Below are 17020 nucleotides of genomic sequence, written 5' to 3' on the forward strand. Positions count from 1 at the left end.
CTGGTGGGGCATTGGTCGACAAGTAGAGCCGCGGTACGGCTGATTGATACAGAGACAATCCTGTGTGGCACGGTTCCGGGGCCACTACCATCCGAGGGGTGACAGCGGGAAGCGACTCGGTTCTCGAACTGCTGCCGATGGTGTTCGCCGCTCCCAACGACGCGCTGGCAGGGGCGGAACGGGTGCTCGACACCGGTCCGCCGCCGTTGTACGCCTCCGTCGCCCACCAGGTGATCGGCATCTGGCAGCGGGACTTCGGCGACCTGCGGATCGCCCTGCACCATCTGCGCCGCGCCCGTGACCTCGCGGCGCGCGCGGAGTCGGCCGACCGGGAGGCGGACGTCCTCGGCACGCTCGGTGTGGCGCTGGTCCACGCGGGGCGCACCCGGCAGGGTCTGGCCGCGTTCGAACGGGGTGTCCTGCGCGGCACGGGGCACACCCGGGCGCGCGTGCTGTACCGGCGGGCGTACGTCTGGTGGGTGCTGGGCCATCATCGGGAGGCGCTGGAGGACGTACGCCGGGCGATTCCGGTGCTGCGGCAGGCGGACGACGTGATCTGGACGGCGCGGGCGCTGACGCTGCGGGCGACCGTGCATCTGGCGCTGGGCGCGGTGGAGCGGGCGGACGCCGACTTCACCGCGGCCGAGGCGCTGTGGGACACCACAGGCCAGGAGCACGACAAGGCCGACGCGGTGGAGAGCCGCGGCCTTGCCGCGTTCCGCTCGGGCGACGTCCCGGCGGCGCTGCGGCTGCTGGACGAGGCCGCGGAGCGGTACGCCAAGCTCGGCACGCCGTCGTTCATGCTGAACATCCGGCGCTGCGAGGTCCTGATGGCGGCCGGGCTCGCCCCCGAGGCGCTGGCCGAGGCGGACGCGGCGACAGCGGTCCTCGACGGCATAGGAGGGCAGTCGACCCGCAAGGCGGAGCTGCTGCTGGCGGCCGCCCGTGCGGCCCGGCTGGCGGGCGATCCGCACACGGCGATCGCACGGGCGGCGCTGGCGGTGCGGCTGTTCGCCGGGCAGCGGCGGACCTGGTGGGAGACGCACGCCCGGCTGGTGCTGATCGAGGCGCGGGTGGCCGCGGGACGCCGTTCGGGGCGGCTGGTCGCGGACGCCGCCGCGGTGGCCGACCGGCTGGCCGCGTTCGGGGCGCCGGCCGCGCCGGAGGCGTCCCTGCTCGCGGGCCGGATCGCGCTGGGCCTGGGCTGGCGCACGGACGCGGAGCGGCATCTGGCGGTCGCCGCCCGCAGCAGGCACAGCGGGCCGCCGCTGGCGCGGATGACGGGCTGGGCGGCGCAGGCGCTGCGGGCGCGGGCCGCAGGTTCGGGCCGAGGGGTTCTGGAGGCGTGCCGGCGCGGCCTGGACGTGCTGGACGACCATCGGATGACGCTCGGCGCGTCGGAGCTGCGGGCGCGCGCCACCGAGCAGGGCGCGGAGCTGGCCGCGCTCGCCCAGCAGGCCAGCCTGACGGGCGGCGGGCCGCGCCGGCTGCTGGTGTGGAGCGAGCGCTGGCGGGCCACCGTGCTGTCCACGCCCCCGACCCGTCCGCCGGCCGACCCGGCGCTGCTCCGCTCCCTGACCGCCTACCGGGAGATCGCCGCCCGCGCCGAGGCCGCCCGTATGGAGGGCCGTCCCGTCCCGGTGCTGGAGCGCGAGGAGCGCCGCCTGGAGCGGGAGATCCGCTCACGGACCCTGCACATGCGGGGCGACGCTCCCGGTGACGAGCTCCGCTTCGACGTCGGGCGGCTCCTGGAGCGGCTCGGCGAGGCGCGGCTGGTGGAACTCGCCGTCCTGGACGGGCGGGTGCATGTGCTGCTGTGCGGTCAGGGGCGGGTGCGGCGGTTCGAGGCGGGGCTGCTGGCGGAGGCGGAGGCGGAGGCCGAGCACGTCCAGGCCGGGCTGCGACGCCTCGCCCATCCGGGGGCGGAGGGCCGGCTGCCGGTGGTGGAGGCGGCGGGCCACCGCCTTCAGGAGCTGCTGCTCGGTCCGGCCGCGGCGCATCTCGGGCCCGGCCCGGTCGTGGTGGTACCGCCGGGCCGGCTGCACCGGGTGCCGTGGGCGCTGCTGCCCTCGCTGCGGGACCGGGTACTCAGTGTGTCTCCGTCGGCGAGCAGTTGGCTGCGGGCCCGGGAGACCGAGCCGCCGCCGGGCGGCCGGCACGTCCTGGTGCGCGGGCCGGGCCTGGCGACCGGCGGCGCGGAGGTGCCCGACGTGGCCGACCGGTACGGCCGGCCGACCGTCCTGGAACACGACGAGGCGCGGGTGCCGCGCGTCCTGGCGGAACTCGACGGCGCCGCGCTGGCGCACATCGCCGCGCACGGCACCTTCCGCGCGGACAGCCCGCTGTTCTCGGCGTTGCGGATGGCCGACGGTCCGCTGATCGTGCACGACTTCGAACGCCTGGACCGCAGCCCGTACCGGATCATCCTGTCCAGCTGCGACACCGCCCGGCTCGCCTCGGTCGGCGCGGACGAGCTGCTCGGCCTGGTCACCGCGCTGCTGCCGCTGGGCACGGCCGGGGTGGTGGCGAGCAGCGCACCCGTCAACGACGCCGCGGTAGTGCCGTTGATGCTCGCGCTGCACAAGGGCCTGAGCGCCGGCCTGTCGCTGGCCGAAGCCCTGCGTGACGCCCGGGCGGCGCTGCCGGGTGATGCGGTGCACCGGGCCACGGGGTGGGCGTTCACGGCGTTCGGGGCGGCGTGATCCCGGTTCACGCCGGCTGCGCGTCGGGCAGTTCGACGAGCCAGGGCAGGGCTCCGCGGTCGCTGGCGCCGAGGCGGGCGTAGGCGCTGTAGAGGTGGTTGCCGACGGTGCGGATCGAGAGGGTGAGCTGTTCGGCGATCTGCCGGTTGCTGAGGCCGGCCGCCGCGAGGGTGACGATCTGCCGTTGCCGGGCGGTGAGTTCGCCGAGGACGAGGCCGGACAGGGCGGGGGTGCGGGCGCCCTGGCAGCGGCGGGCGAGGGCGACGGCGCGGGTGCGCGAGGTGCGGGCGGCACGCGGGTCGCGGTGCGCCCGTACCGCCTGGGCGTGTGCCTCGGCGGCGAAGAGCAGGAAGCCGCGCTCCTCCAGCCGTTCGGCCACCCGGTCCAGGGCGGGCCCGTCGCCGCGGGCGAGTGCATCGGCGTGGTCGGCGAAGACGCCGCGCAGGCGGCCCGTGGCGTGCTCGGGCGCACCGAGGCGTACGGCGTCGTACGCGTCCTCCTCGTCGAGCGTGGCCAGTGCCCCGTCGACGGCGCCACGTGCCGCCGCCAGCCAGGCTGCCGCCGCGGAACCCACCATCGCCTCCTGAGCTGTCGTCACCTCGCCCGACTGGGCGGCGGCGAGGGCGAGCTCGGTGCGGCAGGGCGCGTCGTCGGGCGCAGCGCGCAGGCCCTCGCGCGCCCACGCCCCGGCCTCCCGCAGCTCTCCGCGCAGCCGCGCGAAACGCGCCCGTACCGCGGCGTACCCGGGCGGCACCGGCGCGCCCTCCGCCGCGAGCCACTCCCCCACGGGTGTGGGCAGCGGGGTCACGTCGGCCTGCTCGATGCGCCGTGCCAGCGTTGCCCGCTCCGCGTCCAGTGCGGGGCCGCACCGGTCCGGGGTGCCCGCGAGCCGCCGGGCGCGCAGCGTGCCGGCCGTGGCCCGTAGCGCGGGGCCGTACAGGGGGTCGGCAAGGTGGACGGCGCCGTGGTCGTCGATGCGGATCAGGCCGTCGGCCTCGAGACGTTCGAGGGGGCGGAGGTCGAGTTCGTCCAGGTGCAGCGGCAGGGGTTCGGCGAAGGCGAGGCGGTCGAGGGTCTCACGCTCGTCGGGGTCGGTGCGGTCCAGGGCCGGCGCGGTGCGGTCGCGCAGGGTCGCGGTGACCGGCACCGGGCCCCGCCAGGCCCGCTCGTCGGAGTCGGGGACCCGGGTGAGCAGCCCGCCGTCGCGCACCGCGCCCAGCAGGTCGCGCAGCAGCCGCAGGTCTCCCCGGCACAGGCGGTGCAGGCGGTTCGCGGTGAGCGGCTCCAGGGGGCCGCCGGCGCCCGCGGTCAGCAGTTGGGCGGTCTCCGTGGCGGGCAGCGGCTCCAGGGCGAGGCGGGGCAGCAGTTCGCCGGTCCACAGCCGGGACACGGCACCGGGGACGCGGGCGCCGTCGGTGGCGACGACCAGCAGGCGGGTGCGGCCGTGGACGGCGAGCTGGTGGACCAGGGCCGCGGAGGCGTCGTCGAGCAGGTGCGCGTCGTCCACCAGCAACAGGCGTACGCCGGAGAGCAGGTGCACCGCCCGGTGCAGGCCGACCGCCTCGGGCAGCAGGTGGGCGAACGCGGCGAAGGGGATCTCCCGGGTCTCGGGGGTTCCGGCGGCCCTGGCACAGTCGGTGCCGCGGACGGCCTCCGTGACGAGCCGGGTCTTTCCGCAGCCCGCGGGACCGGTCACGACGATGCCGTGCCGGCCGGCGGTCAACGACCGGCGGACCAGTTCGAGTTCGTCCTCCCGACCGGCGAACGGCCAGGGCAGCTCCAGGGTCTTCGCGTCCTGTTCGTAAGTCATCACGTCCGTAAGAGCAGCGCTACTCACATCTGATACAGGGCGACTTGAGTAGCCCCCGACTCAGGCGCCCCGGCCCGGGCGACGGCAGTCTGTGGCGCATGGCCGGACGCTACTGCTCCCTCGCGCAGGCGTCGGCCCCGGTCTTCGCACCGGGGCTGACCGCCGAGCGGCTCAGTGCGCTGCGCGGCGGTCGGCGGATGTGGGTCAACGGCACGGTCCTGCACTACTACTTCTTCGACGACGACACCGACGGCTCCGTCATCCCCGTTCCGGGGACCGCGGAGACCCGGCGGGTGTCGTGGGCCGGCGCCAAGGACCAGCAGGACGTCGTGCGCGAGTGCTTCCGGGAGTGGCAGGACCTGGGCATCGGCCTCACCTTCACCGAGGTCGACGACCGGTCCGAGGCGGAGCTGCGCATCGGGTTCCAGCTCGGCGACGGCTCCTGGTCGACGGTGGGCAGGGACGCGCTGCGGGTCGGCCGCAACGAACGCACCATGAACTTCGGCTGGGACCTGACCGCGCCCGGGGAGCGTGGGACGGCCCTGCACGAGATCGGGCATGCGCTCGGCATGCTGCACGAGCACCAGAGCCCGTTCGCGGGCATCCACTGGGACGACGAGGCCGTGTACGCCGAGCTGGCGGGCCCGCCGAACTTCTGGAGCCGGGACCGGACGTTCTTCAACATCCTGCGCAAGCTCGACCCGGAAGAGGTCAACGGCTCCGTCTGGGACCCGCTGTCGATCATGGAGTACCCCTTCCCGTCGGGGCTGATCCTGGAGCCCGAGCAGTTCCGCGGGGGCCTGAACCCGCCCGGCGCGCTGTCGGCCCTCGACAAGGAGTTCGTCCTTCGCTGGTACCCGCCGGCCGGCGCTCCCCCAGTCTCGAACAGACTCGACCGGGGGGACCCCCATCAGCCGCCCGCGCTGGTGCCGTTCCGCTCGGCGCCGCTCGGTCTGCGGCCGGGCGAGCAGGCCGACTTCGTCGTCGAGCCGCCGGAGACCCGCGCGTACACGGTGGGCACCTTCGGCGACAGCGACACCGTCGTCGTGGTCTTCGAGGAGCGGGACGGCGAACCCCGCTATCTCACCGGACAGGACGACGGAGGCACCTCCGGCAACGCCACTGTCAGGGCCCGGCTCGTCAAGGGCCGCCGCTACTTCGTCCGTGTGCGCCTGTACTCCTCGTGGGGTCCGGGCGAGACGGCGGTCATGTGCTGGTGACAGCACGGCCCCGCGCCACGCGGACGCCTGGACCACAGTCCGGCACCGGGGGAGCGGTCGGGGACGTCACCTTCGGGGGAGGGTGACGTCTCCGACCACGCCATGGATGAGTGCGCGTACTCATCCCGGTCGAGTAGCCGCACGGAAGCCTCACAGCCTGCGGCAGGGGTTGCGTACTGCTGCCGTACAAGCACGCGCGAGTGTGTTCTGGTGTGGATGGGTGAGTGCCCGGCAGCAGCGGCCCGCTTCGGGGAACTTGTGTCTGTCAATCGAATACGTGACCTTTCCGGATGGTGGTCGTTGAGCGGGGTGACGGACTGCGTTGTTCCTGGCTGGGGGTGATCGGGGTGGGTGAGCTGCGGGAGGTGGCCGCTCCGTTCGTGGTGCCCGGCCCGTCCGGTGTCGCCATCCGCACCCGCCTCAAGGGCCTCACTCCGGAGGAGGACAAGGTGCTGCGGGCCGTGGGCGCGCACCTCGGCGCGCTCGCCTCGAGGGATCTCAAGCGGCGCTGCATGGACGGTCTGGAGCACTCCACGGACACGTGGGCCGAGCGCAAGCGTGCCCTGACCGAGGAGTCCTCCTCCCGCTGGGCCGGATCGATCACCAAGGCCACCCACGACCAGTGGGCGCTGTCCCGGCGTGCGCAACTCGCCCACATCCAAGGACTGGAAGCGGGCATCGAGACGATCGAGCACCGGCTGTCCCTGCCGGTCGGCGAGAAGGGCACGAAGCGTGCTCCGGGCGGGTACCGCACCCGGCAGGAGTGGTTCGCCAAGACCAGGCGTCTGCACGTGCTTGCCGACCGGCTGACCGCTGAGCGGGCCGACCGCGAAGCCGGACGCGTCCGCGTCGTGCGGGGCGGCAAGAAGCAAGCCCGGGGCCGTCACCGTCTCGAAGCCGCCCAGCTCACCGAAGCCGAGTGGCGGCAGCGGTGGGAAGCGTCGCGCTGGTTCTTGCAGGCGGACGGCGAGAGCGGGAAGAGGTTCGGGAACGAGACGATCCGCGTCACCCCCGACGGCGAAGTCTCCATCAAGCTTCCCGCTCCGCTCGCCCACCTGGCCAACAGCAGGCACGGCCGGTACGCCCTCACCCAGACTGTGGTCTTCCGCCACCGGGGCGAGGAGTGGGCCGACCGTGTATCGGCGAACCGGGCCGTGGCCTACCGCATCCACCTGGACGTGGAGCGCGGGCGCTGGTACCTGACCGCCTCGTGGACGATCCCTCCGGCTCTGACCGTGCCCCTGTCCGGGGCGAGGCGCGGCGGCCTGATCGGCGTGGACACCAACGCCGACCACCTCGCGGCCTGGCGGCTGGACGAGCACGGCAACCCGTGCGGCGAACCCCGCAGGTTCTCCTTCGACCTCGACGGCCCCGCCTCTTACCGGGACGCCCAGGTACGGCACGCCCTGATCCGCCTGCTGCACTGGGCCGCCCGGCACGGACTGAACATCGCGATCGAAGACCTCGACTTCGGCGCGGAGAAGACCCGCGAGAAGCACGGCAGACGAAAGCGGTTCCGCAAGCTCATCAGCGGCGTGCCCGTCTCCAAGCTGCGGGCGCGGCTGGTCGGCATGGCCGCCGAGCTGGGGATCACCATCGTGGCGGTCGATCCCGCCTACACCTCCCAGTGGGGCGCGCAGCACTGGCAGAAGCCCCTCACCAGCACGAAGCGGGCCACCACGCGGCATCACGCCGCGAGTGTGGCCATCGGAAGGCGCGCCCTCGGGCACCGTATCCGGCGACGGACGGCACCGCCCCGCACCCACCAGAGCGATGGGTGTGGGCATCGGACCGCCCAGGCCGGACACGGCGTCCGACGGCGTGAGGAAAGCCGCCCCCGCATTCCCGGACCACGGACACGATCCGATGGCGCTGGGTGCGGAGTGAAAACGGCCGACCAGCGTGCCCAACACCGTTCGGGGCACGCGGCTGAGCATGGGTTCTGGCAACAGGACCCACTCCCGCTCAGCCTTTAGGAACGGTACTTCTGGGACATGGAGACCGCAGTAGTCCCTGACCAGGAGGAGGCCGCCATGCACTGGCCCCGTCGGTCGGCCGCCCTGTACACCCGAGGAGACACCGCCCTGATCGTGGCCGGTGGCTACGCCGCGCTCGTCGTCGGCGTCGCCGCCTGGCTGGAGGCCCTGGTTCTGCTGGGCGATCCGGGCCTGGGCGGGGTGTGGCTCATCCTCGTGACCCTGCCCGTGTCCATCCCGCTGATCCTGATACCGGCCCCGCCTGAGGCGTACGGCGTGATGCTGGCCGCCGGGGGCCTGGCGCAGGCGTGGGTACTGTGGCGCCTGCTGCGCGGCCGGCGCGTGCGCTGACCGCGCAGCAGGCGATCCGCCGCTCAGTCGTCGTCCGGGAACTCGCCCGAGAACGCGGCGGCCATGCGCAGCCAGGGCCCCGCCTCCTCGTGCCGCCCCTGACGTTCCAGGGTGCGGCCCAGCATCAGGTGGGCGTAGTGCTCCACCGGGTCACGGTCGATGACCTTGCGCAACTGCTCCTCGGCGGCCCGCAGTTGTGCCGAGTGGTAGTAGGCGCGAGCCAGCAGCAGCCTGGGGCCGGTCTGCTCCGGGGCCTCCTCGACGACGGCGGCGAGCAGCTTCGCGGCGCCGATGTAGTCCTTGGCCTCGAAGAGCAGCCGGGCCCGCTCCCAGCGTTCGACGGTGGTCTCCTCGTGCGGGACCCCGGCGCCGTTGTCGAACAGGTGCAGGGCGCTTGCCCAGCGGTCGGGCGCGACGCCGCCGTTCGCCCGGTAGTCGTTGAAGTTGTCGGTCATCAGGACTCCTTTCCTGGCTGCCGCGTGCTCGGCGTCGCGGGCGGCGTGCAGGTCCTCGCAACACGCTGCGGAACGTCCCTATTCCGCGAACGGAGGTCAGCGGGGTCGGAGGAGGCCTCCCAGTCCTGGAGGATGGCGTGAGCCGTGCGGCCGATGTCCGCCCATCCATCCCAAACAGGAGCACAAGGCGACCCACTACTTCGGCCTGGTCAACTGGTGGCTGGACGACGTATCCGAGACGGTCTTCGCCATCGGCGGCCTCCGCTTCTACGGCGACACGGGCGCGGGGCGGCTGCCGAGCGGGCGGCCCTCGCTCGGCTGTGACGCCGCGGCCCACAATCTGCACTCCGAGCACGCACCCGTACGCCCGGCGGTCGACCCGAGCGCCACGCCTGAAGCCGCCGGGCCCGGCGCCGGCGAGGGCGGCGCGGTCCGGGCCAACGGCACCCGCCTGGTGGTGCAGCGGCACTGGGAGGAGGCCCAGGAGGGCGAGGGCGGCGACGGCGGCGGCGCACTTCTTCTCCACGACGTCTTCGTCGGCTCCGGCGACGGCCCTCTGCGCCGCACGCAGGCTCACCAGTTGGATTAGCCAACCGTAGTGATGTCGTGGCAGAGTGTGACGCACACTCGGTGCCCAGGCGACGTCGGGCACCCTCCCCGGTCAAGTGTTGCACCTGCCTGACCGGCCAGCGTCCGGAGGGACGTGCCACGCGGGCAGACGGCTTTGCCCATCGGGACCAGGGCACGAAGGCGATGGGTGGCATGGAGCGGTTTTCCGCGCTCTGATCCTGTGCAACCCATGGGATCGCCAAGCCAATCAGAGACGCTACCCGGACGGACTCCGCAGCGTCGCGGTCGGCATCGGCATCAACCGCAGCCTGGCCACAGGCGCTCCGGTACACCTGACGGACCTGGGACTGCGACTGTCCTGAGCTCCGTGGAGGCCGGGGCGCGCAGCCGCGTGCCCCGGCCTCGCCGCGTCGACCGCACGGAGCGACTGCGGAACTACAGAGATCCTCAGGAGTAGAAGGTAGGCCGGTCCTTCACTCCGACCGTGACGATCCGGCCGGACTCGCGGGCTTCGACCGTCGCATCGGTGATGACCGTGGCCGCGTAACCGTCCCAGACCGAGGGGCCGGTCGGTGCGGCGCCCGCCGCGACCGAGGCGATCCACTCGGCGTCGAAGGCGGCGGTGAACCGGCGCGTCCAGTCCTGGAGGACCCCGATGTGGTGCCCGCCCGCGGTGCGGACGCCGACGGCGGCCGGGTCGGGGAGCCGGGCGAGTCCGGTCTCGCCGACGGTCTCGCACTGGATGTCGTAGCGCGGGATGAGGACCTGTGCGGTGCGGGCGGAGGGCAGGGCGAACCGTCCGCCGGCCTCGCTGCTGATACGCGCCCAGGCGTCCCGCGGGAGGTGGGCGAAGTGGGTGACCGCGTCTGACACTCCGCTCGGTCCGGCCAGTTGGAAGGAGTCGCCCGCGACGGTCACCATTGCCGATCCCGTGAGCGGCAGGACCAGGAACTCGCTGTCGCCGGTGGCCTGTCGGTTCCAGAACAGACAGTCCTCGGAGCTGCGAGCCCTGACGGTCCGTCCACCGTTCCCAGCACCGCCTGTCACGCCTCGAAGACCCTCCCCAACTCGCTGGTAGTGACACTCTCTTGGTGCGACACTGCTGTTCGCGCCAGGTGACGGGGGTGACAGGGATGGCGGAGGAGATACCGGGTGGCTTCCGGGGCCGACGGCCGGTGCTGCGGTTCCTGGCGGACGCGCTGCACACCCCGCCCGGCAGTCCGCCGCCACGTCCGCTGCTGATGCTGCTCGGGCCGCGTGGCACGGGCGCCAGTCAGATGCACGAGTCGGCCCTGGAGTACTTCCAGACGGTGTGCCCGGTGGCGTACCTCAACTTCGAACCGCGCGCGGGCGGCGGCCAGCTGTCCATGCGCGAGGTGCTCGCCGCGCTGGCGCACCAGCTGCAGTCGGGAAAGCCTCTGGACCCGGTTGCCTTCCCGCGGCTCACCATCGGGCTGCTCGCCACCGAACACCGCTGGGACCCACCGACCCGCGACGGCGCCCGGCGACTCGCCCGGGTCGGCATCACCCGGCGGCTGCGCCACCAGATGCCCTCCCGCACGCGCGACATCGTCGGCTCACTCAGCCGTACCGCGATGCAGGTGACGAGCGCCTTCGAGGTGCCCGGGCCGTTCTCGGTGCTCGCCGCCGTGTCCGAGCACATCCAGGTGTCGCCGGGACGCCAGCTGAGCCTGCTGCAGGAGCGCCGCGGACGGCAGTGGTACGCCGGCCGGCTGGCCGGCCTGACCGACCCGGACGACGCGCTGGTCGAACTGAACGCCTGGTGGCACCAGGAGACGGCGGACCACCGAGCACGGGTGGAGCGCCTGCTCCTCGAGGCGTTCGTCCACGACCTCCGGGCGCACGCACGAGGGCCGCTGCACAACAAGTCGATGCTGGTGCTCCTCGACAACTGCCAGGAGCCGATGGGCCTGGATTTCGTCCGCGCCTGGGCCAGGGTGCGCGAGGCGCTGCCGGAGGACGGTCACGGCAACGACCCGGCGGTGGTCGCCGGCAGTCTGCACAAGTGGCCCGCCACCTGGGGGCCCAGTCGCGACGGCGGGCCGGGCGAAGGGGTACGGGTGGTCGGGTCGGATGCTGCCTCGCTCGCGGACTGGCTGAACCACCGGTCGGCGGACGGCGGCGCCGGGTCCTGGTGGTACGCCGTACGGTTGCGCAATCTGACCCGGGACGACGTCGCCGCCCTCGCCGCGCTCGGGCGTCCGCGCTGGACCCAGGAGGCGGACTGGGCGCACCGGCTCACCGGCGGTCTGCCCTGGGCGGTCGCCCAGCTCGCGCAGGCACTGCCGGACAGCGAGCGGCCGGTGTCCCCCCGATCGCTGCGGATGCTGCCCGAGGTGGCGGCGGAGCGCGGTGCGCCGCGGCTGGTGGATCTCGCGCTCGGCCGGCTCCTGGCCGACTTCACCGAGCAGGAGGTGCACACGCTGGAGGAGTGGGCCGCCGCACACGCGGTGGACGAGGCCCCGCAGGTGGTCTCGGAGCCGTCCGGGCCGGTGCCGCGTCCGCTGGTCACCCGCCTCCTCGACCGCTGGCTGGTGTACCACGGCGCCTCGGGTGAGCTGCGGTTCCTGCCGTGGCTGCGGCGGCTGCTGCTGTGGCGCCTGGCCGCGGACGAGGAGCGCTGGCGGCGGGTGCACGCCGCGTTCCACGCGCACGCCGAGCGGCTTCAGCGCCCCGCCGACGTGCTGTACCACCGGCTCGCCCTGGGCGAACCGGCTGCGGTGGCCGACACCCTGACCGCCCTGCTCACCGGGGATCAGGCACTGCCGCGCCGGGAGTGGGTGGCACTGCTGCAGCGGGTGTGCGCGGCACCGAACCGGCTGGAGCGGTTCCCCGAGCCGGAGCACCATCTGGCCCGGCTCGCCACACTGGGTGCGGCCGGCACCGACGAACTGCGGCGCACGGTCTGCGGGCTGGTGGCGGCCGGCTGGCTGTGGGCCGACCCGCTCACCGATCCGCGCGGGCGCATGCTGCCCGAACTCGCGGAGCGCTTCAGCCGGCTCGCGGCGTTGCTCGACCGCGACACATTGCCGCTGTACGAAGAGGCGGCCCGGTTCCGTGACTGGGTGCCGCCGCAGACCCAGGAGGGGGTGACGTGGTGGTGACCCCACGTCAGGGGACGTATCCGAGCAGACCGCGCTGGACGAGACGACGCCTGTACCGCACACTCGGCTGGGCCGCCATCGCTCTGGTTGTGGCCGCCCTGGTCACGGTCGGCCTGGTCTGGTGGCTGAGCCCGGAACGGCACTGCACCGAGGGCGTGGAGCAGCGCGGCACCCCGGCCGAATGCGTCGGCGTCCCGGACTCCGGCACCTTCGTCTTCACCGACGATCTGCGCGCCATCACCGACCGTATCGCCAAGGAGAACGCGGACATCACCGCGGAGGACGCCAAGACCCCGTACGTCGAGGTGGCGTATCTGACGACGCTCACGGTCCGCGACGACGACTCCAATTCCGCCGAATCCGTACGTCACGAGCTCCAGGGCGCCTACCTCGCGCAGGTGCGGCACAACGCCGCCTACTCCCCCAAGATCAAGCTGATTCTCGCCAACCCTGGCAGCCGCTCCCGGCACTGGCAGTTCACCGTCGAGAAACTGAAGGCGCGCACCGGTGGTGACCACCCGCTGGTCGCGGTGGCCGGGATCGGGCCGTCCACCGAGGAGAACAAGGCCGCCGCGAGCGCTCTCTCGGACGCCGGGCTGGCCCTGGCGGCGTCCACCGCGACCGCCACCGACATGGTCGCCGAGCGCCTCGTGCGGGTCGCCCCGCCGAATTCCGCACAGGCCCGCGCCGCCGCCTCCTACCTGCACGATGAGGGGTACGACACCGCGGCCCTGGTCGTCGACAAGGCTTCAGGCAACCTTTACGCACGCACCCTTGCCGAGGAATTCGCCCACGTCTACCCCCGGGACACCAGGTCCCGGCTGGCCGAACGCCGCTACGTCTACGACTCCTCCCAGGAGAGCTGGGGCAACCAGATGCACTTCCTGGCCGAGGCACTGTGCGACGAGCGCCCCGACGTGGTCTTCTTCGCCGGGCGCGGCAAACAGCTCGGCCGCTTCCTCACCGAGCTCGCCGACCGTACCTGCCGGGGCGAGCAGGACGACGCCTGGCAGAACGTCACGGTCATGACCGGCGACGACACCAGCAACCTCTCCAGCGCGCAGCTTGCCGAGTCCGCCGACAAGGGCGTCCGCCTGCTGTTCACCGGCCTCGCCCACCCCCGCATGTGGGACGACCGCGACGACATCCCCGACCCCGCCCGCGAGTTCGCCCCCGGCGGCCGCATGACCGAGTGGTTCCCGTCCGACACCCACGACGACGGCCAGGCCATGGTCGCCCACGACTCCGTCGCCGTCATCGGCAAAGCCCTGCAGATGGCACGCGGCGAGAACGGCTCCGGCAACCCCCGCCCGGACGGCAAGGCTGTCGCCGCCATGTTCCAGGTCATGATCTCCCAGAAGGCCCACGGCGCCGGCGGCTATCTCTCCTTCACCGAGAAGGGCACCGTGGTCGGCCACGGCATCCCCATCCTCGAACTGGTCCGCCGTGAGGGGAAGTCCGGGGGCGACGAAGATCAGCTACAGGGGACGGCACGGCTGCGGAAGGTGGTGTGGTGACGGCGGGCCCAGGGCTTCACCATCCCCGTAGCCGGACACACCGTCGCTTCGTACGCCGCCGGGCGCGGGTGAGATGTCGTACGCCCGCCGAAGCCCGAGGGCCGGCGCACCGTGCATCAGCTACGCGTTGTCGGCGCCCCGACCGGCCATCCCCGTACTCCACGCACACAAGGGCGTCGAAGTGTGGGTGCCCGCTCACTCCCTCGACGAGGACGAGCTGCCCGGCGCGCGCTCACACCGAACGAGTTCGTCGATCGTGATCATCACCCCCATCATCTGCCCGGTCGCCGAGGAGCACCCCAGCCCCACGCTCGTACGGGCCGACGGCAGTGTCCGCACCGTCGGCCGCCCCGCCGAACTCGCGGCCGGCGCACTCACGCTGACACGCGTCCGCGAGCTGCTGAGCCGGCACGCCGAGCAGCGCCGCAAGGATGGCGACGAGCGGCTCCACATCGTCGACGGCACAACACTGTTCGGCCCCGAGGACCTCGCCGACCTCCCTGACTGCCTGCGGGCCGCAATCGGCGCGGCGCTCGGCTGACGCGGTCTCGATGCCCTCGCCCTGCACATGCCCGCTCGGCAGGCGCGCTTTCAGGTCGAGCTGATCACGGTGCAGGAACCCGATCTCCTCGAACCCGAAGCGCACCTGCCCCTGCCTCAGCCGCCGATCACCGCTAGTGTCTGCAGATTCGGGTCTGACCGCGCCCCGGAGCCGGGGGCTCACCTGGCGGAGGCCCCTGCGGCCGGCCGTCTCCGGTCTCTCCGGGCAATAGGATCGGGCCGAGGGTGGCACACCGGAGGGGTCGGGAGAGCATGCGTGGCGGGGAATGCGAGGGAACGGCTGGCCGATCTGCTCGACGGGGCGAGGCTGGCTGGGGCCTTCAGCGCCCGGCTCGAGACGCCCGCGCACGGTCTCGGGCTCGAGGTGGCCGGCGTCGGGCCGGTGAGTCTTCCGCTGCGCGCGCCCCAGGCGAAGAAGCTGATCGCGGTGGCGCGCCCGGCGTTGTTCGGGCGGGGCGAGGAAACACTGAGCGACACCGGCATCCGCGACACCTGGCAGATCTCGCCGGACCAGATCACCCTGGCCGGGCTTTCCTGGCCGACGCTGCTGAATGGCGCGCTGGAGCACTTCCGAAACGAGCTCGGGCTCCCGGCGACGGCCCGGCTGCGGGCCGAGCCGCACGCGCTGCTGGTGTACGGCAAGGGCCAGTTCTTCCTCCCTCATCAGGATTCGGAGAAGGACGACGCCATGGTGGGCACGCTGGTGCTCTGTCTGCCCTCGGCGCACACCGGCGGAGAACTGGTCATCGAGCATGCCGGACAGCGCAGCACCTACCGCGCCTCGAAGACGGAGCTGACCCTCGTCGCCTTCTACGCCGACTGCCGACACGAGGTGACCCCGGTCCGGTCCGGGTACCGGGTGGCCCTCACCTTCAACCTGCTCGCCGAGCCTGGGACTTCGGCGCCTGCCTCCGGCCCGCTCACCGAGCTGGCGCGCTGCCTGGACCAGCACTTCGGCACGCCCGCCAAGCCGCGCTATGCGATGCGGGACCTCGACCCGCCGAACCGGCTGGTGTATCTGCTCGACCACGAGTACACCCAGCGGGGCCTGAGCTGGGAGCGGCTCAAGGGCGCCGACGCCGAGCGCGCCGCGCTGCTGCGCGCCGCCGCCGGGCAGGCCGGCTGCGAATCGGTGCTCGCCCTCGCCGAGATCAAGCAGACCTGGGACGCCTACCCCGCCGGTGACGCCCCCTGGGACGACTACTACGGATACGACGAAGACGACGAGTACGAAGGCGAGCACGACAGCCCCGCGACCGACGACGACTACGTCGTCCAGGACCTGATCGACGACGAGATCACCCTCGACTGGTGGACCGGCCCGGACGGCACCGGCGGCGAGCAGATCTCGCTGTACGTCCACGACTACGAGGCCTGCACCAGCACCCCGAGCGCGGACCTCACCCCCTACGAGTCCCAGTACGAGGGCTACATGGGCAACTACGGCAACACCCTGGACCGGTGGTACAGGAGGGCCGCGGTCGTCGTGTGGCCGCGCGAGCGCGCGTTCGCGGCGCGCGGCGAGGCGCGATCGCGGTGGGCCCTGGAGGAACTGCGCGACCGCATCGGGCGAGGAGACCTGGACGGGGCACGCACCGCCGCCCGGTCCCTCGCCCCGTTCTGGAAGCACACCGATGCCCAACCCGAGCTGCTGGAGGGCGCGTTGCACGTGGCCGCGGGCCTGGGTGCGGCCGAGACCGCGGCGATGCTGCTGGAGCCGTTCCGGGTGAGCGCGCTGGGACCGCAGCACGCCCACGGGCTGGCCGCTGCGGCCGAGCGGTACGGCACCGTGTGGCTGCGCCAGGTCGTCGACGGCTGGTTCGGCTCGCAGTACCGCCACGAGGCACACCGGTACGAGTGGACCGAGAGGCTGCCGGACCTGTGCACGACGCTGCGCTCCTCCGGCCCGGCGGGGACAGCGGCAGCGCGGCTGCTGTCCACCGGGGCCTGGACCGCGGTGGACGAAGACCTGCGGCAGTGGACCACGACCGGGCCGGCCGAGATCCGCAGCCCCCGACTGGAGCAGCTGGGCCTGCCGCTGCAACACCTCCTACAGGCGGCCGACCAGGCAGAGCGGACCGAGATCCTGGCCGTGCTGCGCGCCCAGGCGGACACGGTGCTGGAATGCCTGATGCCGATGCTGCGCCGCTCGGCGCAGGCGCTGCCGACGGACACCCGGCGCGCGGCGGGGCTCGACACGGTCGCACGCGACTGCACGGACCGGCTCCGCGCGATCGCCGCACGACGACCGCGTGCCGCGGACGACTGGTCGATCGCCTGGACCGGCTGCGGCTGCGACCTGTGCGCCACCCTGGAGACGTTCCTCGCCTCCCGCTCGCGGCGTGTCCTCGAATGGCCGCTGGCCAAGGACGGACGCCGGCACGTACACACCAGGATCGACTCGGCCGGTCTCCCGGTGCTCCACCAGACCAGACGGCAGGGACGCCCGTACACCCTCGTACTGACCAAGACCGAGCAGCTGTTCACCCGCGAGCAGACCGCCCGCCGCCAGGCCGACGCCGACCTGACCTGGCTGACCTCGACCTGGAACACCCTCCCCGCCGGGCCGCGTTGAGCCCGTGGGACCTTGTCGGCGCATGCGATGAACCGTCAGCCATGATCTTGATCTGAGGTCAACACTGCGGGCGCCCAGCCCACGACGGAAAAGGGCGGTCGTGGCGCAGCGCACCGCCAGACACAGCACAGTGGTTCCGCCCGGTCCGGATCCCGGCT

General features: G+C 73.0%; 11 protein-coding genes and 2 pseudogenes. 9 read left to right on the top strand and 4 right to left on the bottom strand.

Annotated elements, in window-relative coordinates; genetic code table 11:
- Window positions 1-98 precede the first annotated feature (98 nt).
- A complete protein-coding gene (locus ACFVJQ_RS27135; RefSeq protein ID WP_385514577.1) occupies window positions 99-2702 on the top strand; it encodes a CHAT domain-containing protein in 2604 nt (867 codons plus the stop codon).
- Window positions 2703-2709: 7 nt separating this feature from the next.
- Here the strand turns inward: ACFVJQ_RS27135 and ACFVJQ_RS27140 are convergent, their stop codons facing one another.
- Complete coding sequence (locus ACFVJQ_RS27140; RefSeq protein WP_385514578.1) at window positions 2710-4512, bottom strand: LuxR C-terminal-related transcriptional regulator; 1803 nt, start codon at window positions 4510-4512, stop codon at window positions 2710-2712.
- Window positions 4513-4610: 98 nt separating this feature from the next.
- Between ACFVJQ_RS27140 and ACFVJQ_RS27145 the strand changes: the two genes are divergently transcribed.
- The 3 genes from ACFVJQ_RS27145 to ACFVJQ_RS27155 all read left to right on the top strand — a co-directional run bounded on the left by ACFVJQ_RS27145 (window position 4611) and on the right by ACFVJQ_RS27155 (window position 8059).
- On the top strand, window positions 4611-5732 hold the full coding sequence (locus ACFVJQ_RS27145) for a M12 family metallopeptidase (protein ID WP_385787748.1): 1122 nt from the start codon (window positions 4611-4613) through the stop codon (window positions 5730-5732).
- 290 nt (window positions 5733-6022) lie between these two features.
- Window positions 6023-7708 carry an IS200/IS605 family accessory protein TnpB-related protein gene (locus ACFVJQ_RS27150; protein ID WP_385787751.1) on the top strand — a complete coding sequence of 562 codons (1686 nt, stop codon included), beginning with the start codon at window positions 6023-6025 and terminating at the stop codon, window positions 7706-7708.
- Between the two features lie 57 nt (window positions 7709-7765).
- Window positions 7766-8059: an SCO4225 family membrane protein gene (locus ACFVJQ_RS27155; RefSeq protein ID WP_385787753.1), complete on the top strand. Its 294-nt coding sequence runs from the start codon at window positions 7766-7768 to the stop codon at window positions 8057-8059.
- Between the two features lie 23 nt (window positions 8060-8082).
- On the opposite strand, the gene ACFVJQ_RS27160 is transcribed toward ACFVJQ_RS27155, so the two are convergent.
- Window positions 8083-8514, bottom strand: coding sequence for a tetratricopeptide repeat protein (locus ACFVJQ_RS27160; protein ID WP_385787756.1), 432 nt, complete (start codon window positions 8512-8514; stop codon window positions 8083-8085).
- Here ACFVJQ_RS27160 and ACFVJQ_RS27165 point away from each other — a divergent pair.
- Window positions 8504-9103 (top strand): hypothetical protein, encoded by a 600-nt coding sequence (locus tag ACFVJQ_RS27165; protein WP_385787759.1) that lies wholly within the window; start codon window positions 8504-8506, stop codon window positions 9101-9103. The two genes, ACFVJQ_RS27160 and ACFVJQ_RS27165, sit on opposite strands and share 11 nt — an antisense overlap.
- Before the next feature lie 428 nt (window positions 9104-9531).
- On the opposite strand, the pseudogene ACFVJQ_RS27170 reads toward ACFVJQ_RS27165, so the two are convergent.
- Window positions 9532-9834: pseudogene (locus ACFVJQ_RS27170) on the bottom strand (inositol 2-dehydrogenase); the annotation flags it as partial.
- A gap of 9 nt (window positions 9835-9843) precedes the next feature.
- Window positions 9844-10314: pseudogene (locus ACFVJQ_RS27175) on the bottom strand (5-deoxy-glucuronate isomerase); the annotation flags it as partial.
- On the opposite strand from ACFVJQ_RS27175, the gene ACFVJQ_RS27180 reads away from it, so the two are divergent.
- The 4 genes from ACFVJQ_RS27180 (at window position 10218) to ACFVJQ_RS27195 (ending at window position 16862) form a co-directional block, all read left to right on the top strand.
- Window positions 10218-12209, top strand: coding sequence for a hypothetical protein (locus ACFVJQ_RS27180; protein WP_385787864.1), 1992 nt, complete (start codon window positions 10218-10220; stop codon window positions 12207-12209). The pseudogene ACFVJQ_RS27175 and the gene ACFVJQ_RS27180 sit on opposite strands and share 97 nt — an antisense overlap.
- Complete coding sequence (locus tag ACFVJQ_RS27185; protein WP_385787762.1) at window positions 12200-13726, top strand: branched-chain amino acid ABC transporter substrate-binding protein; 1527 nt, start codon at window positions 12200-12202, stop codon at window positions 13724-13726. The genes ACFVJQ_RS27180 and ACFVJQ_RS27185 overlap by 10 nt, the downstream gene beginning before the upstream one ends.
- Window positions 13727-13913: 187 nt before the next feature.
- Complete coding sequence (locus tag ACFVJQ_RS27190; protein ID WP_385787765.1) at window positions 13914-14267, top strand: hypothetical protein; 354 nt, start codon at window positions 13914-13916, stop codon at window positions 14265-14267.
- A 276-nt stretch (window positions 14268-14543) separates the two neighbouring features.
- Window positions 14544-16862 (top strand): 2OG-Fe(II) oxygenase, encoded by a 2319-nt coding sequence (locus ACFVJQ_RS27195; protein ID WP_385514584.1) that lies wholly within the window; start codon window positions 14544-14546, stop codon window positions 16860-16862.
- Window positions 16863-17020: the final 158 nt, after the last annotated feature.

The sequence above is a fragment of the Streptomyces sp. NPDC127197 genome (assembly GCF_042672405.1).
Lineage (GTDB): Bacteria > Actinomycetota > Actinomycetes > Streptomycetales > Streptomycetaceae > Streptomyces > Streptomyces flavusporus.

What these genes read in the sequence shown, in the direction of transcription:
- ACFVJQ_RS27140 (WP_385514578.1), bottom strand. Translation starts at nt 4,512, where the DNA reads ATGACTTACGAACAGGACGCGAAGACCCTGGAGCTGCCCTGGCCGTTC.
- ACFVJQ_RS27145 (WP_385787748.1), top strand. Translation starts at nt 4,611, where the DNA reads ATGGCCGGACGCTACTGCTCCCTCGCGCAGGCGTCGGCCCCGGTCTTC.
- ACFVJQ_RS27150 (WP_385787751.1), top strand. Translation starts at nt 6,023, where the DNA reads ATGGTGGTCGTTGAGCGGGGTGACGGACTGCGTTGTTCCTGGCTGGGG.
- ACFVJQ_RS27155 (WP_385787753.1), top strand. Translation starts at nt 7,766, where the DNA reads ATGCACTGGCCCCGTCGGTCGGCCGCCCTGTACACCCGAGGAGACACC.
- ACFVJQ_RS27160 (WP_385787756.1), bottom strand. Translation starts at nt 8,514, where the DNA reads ATGACCGACAACTTCAACGACTACCGGGCGAACGGCGGCGTCGCGCCC.
- ACFVJQ_RS27180 (WP_385787864.1), top strand. Translation starts at nt 10,218, where the DNA reads ATGGCGGAGGAGATACCGGGTGGCTTCCGGGGCCGACGGCCGGTGCTG.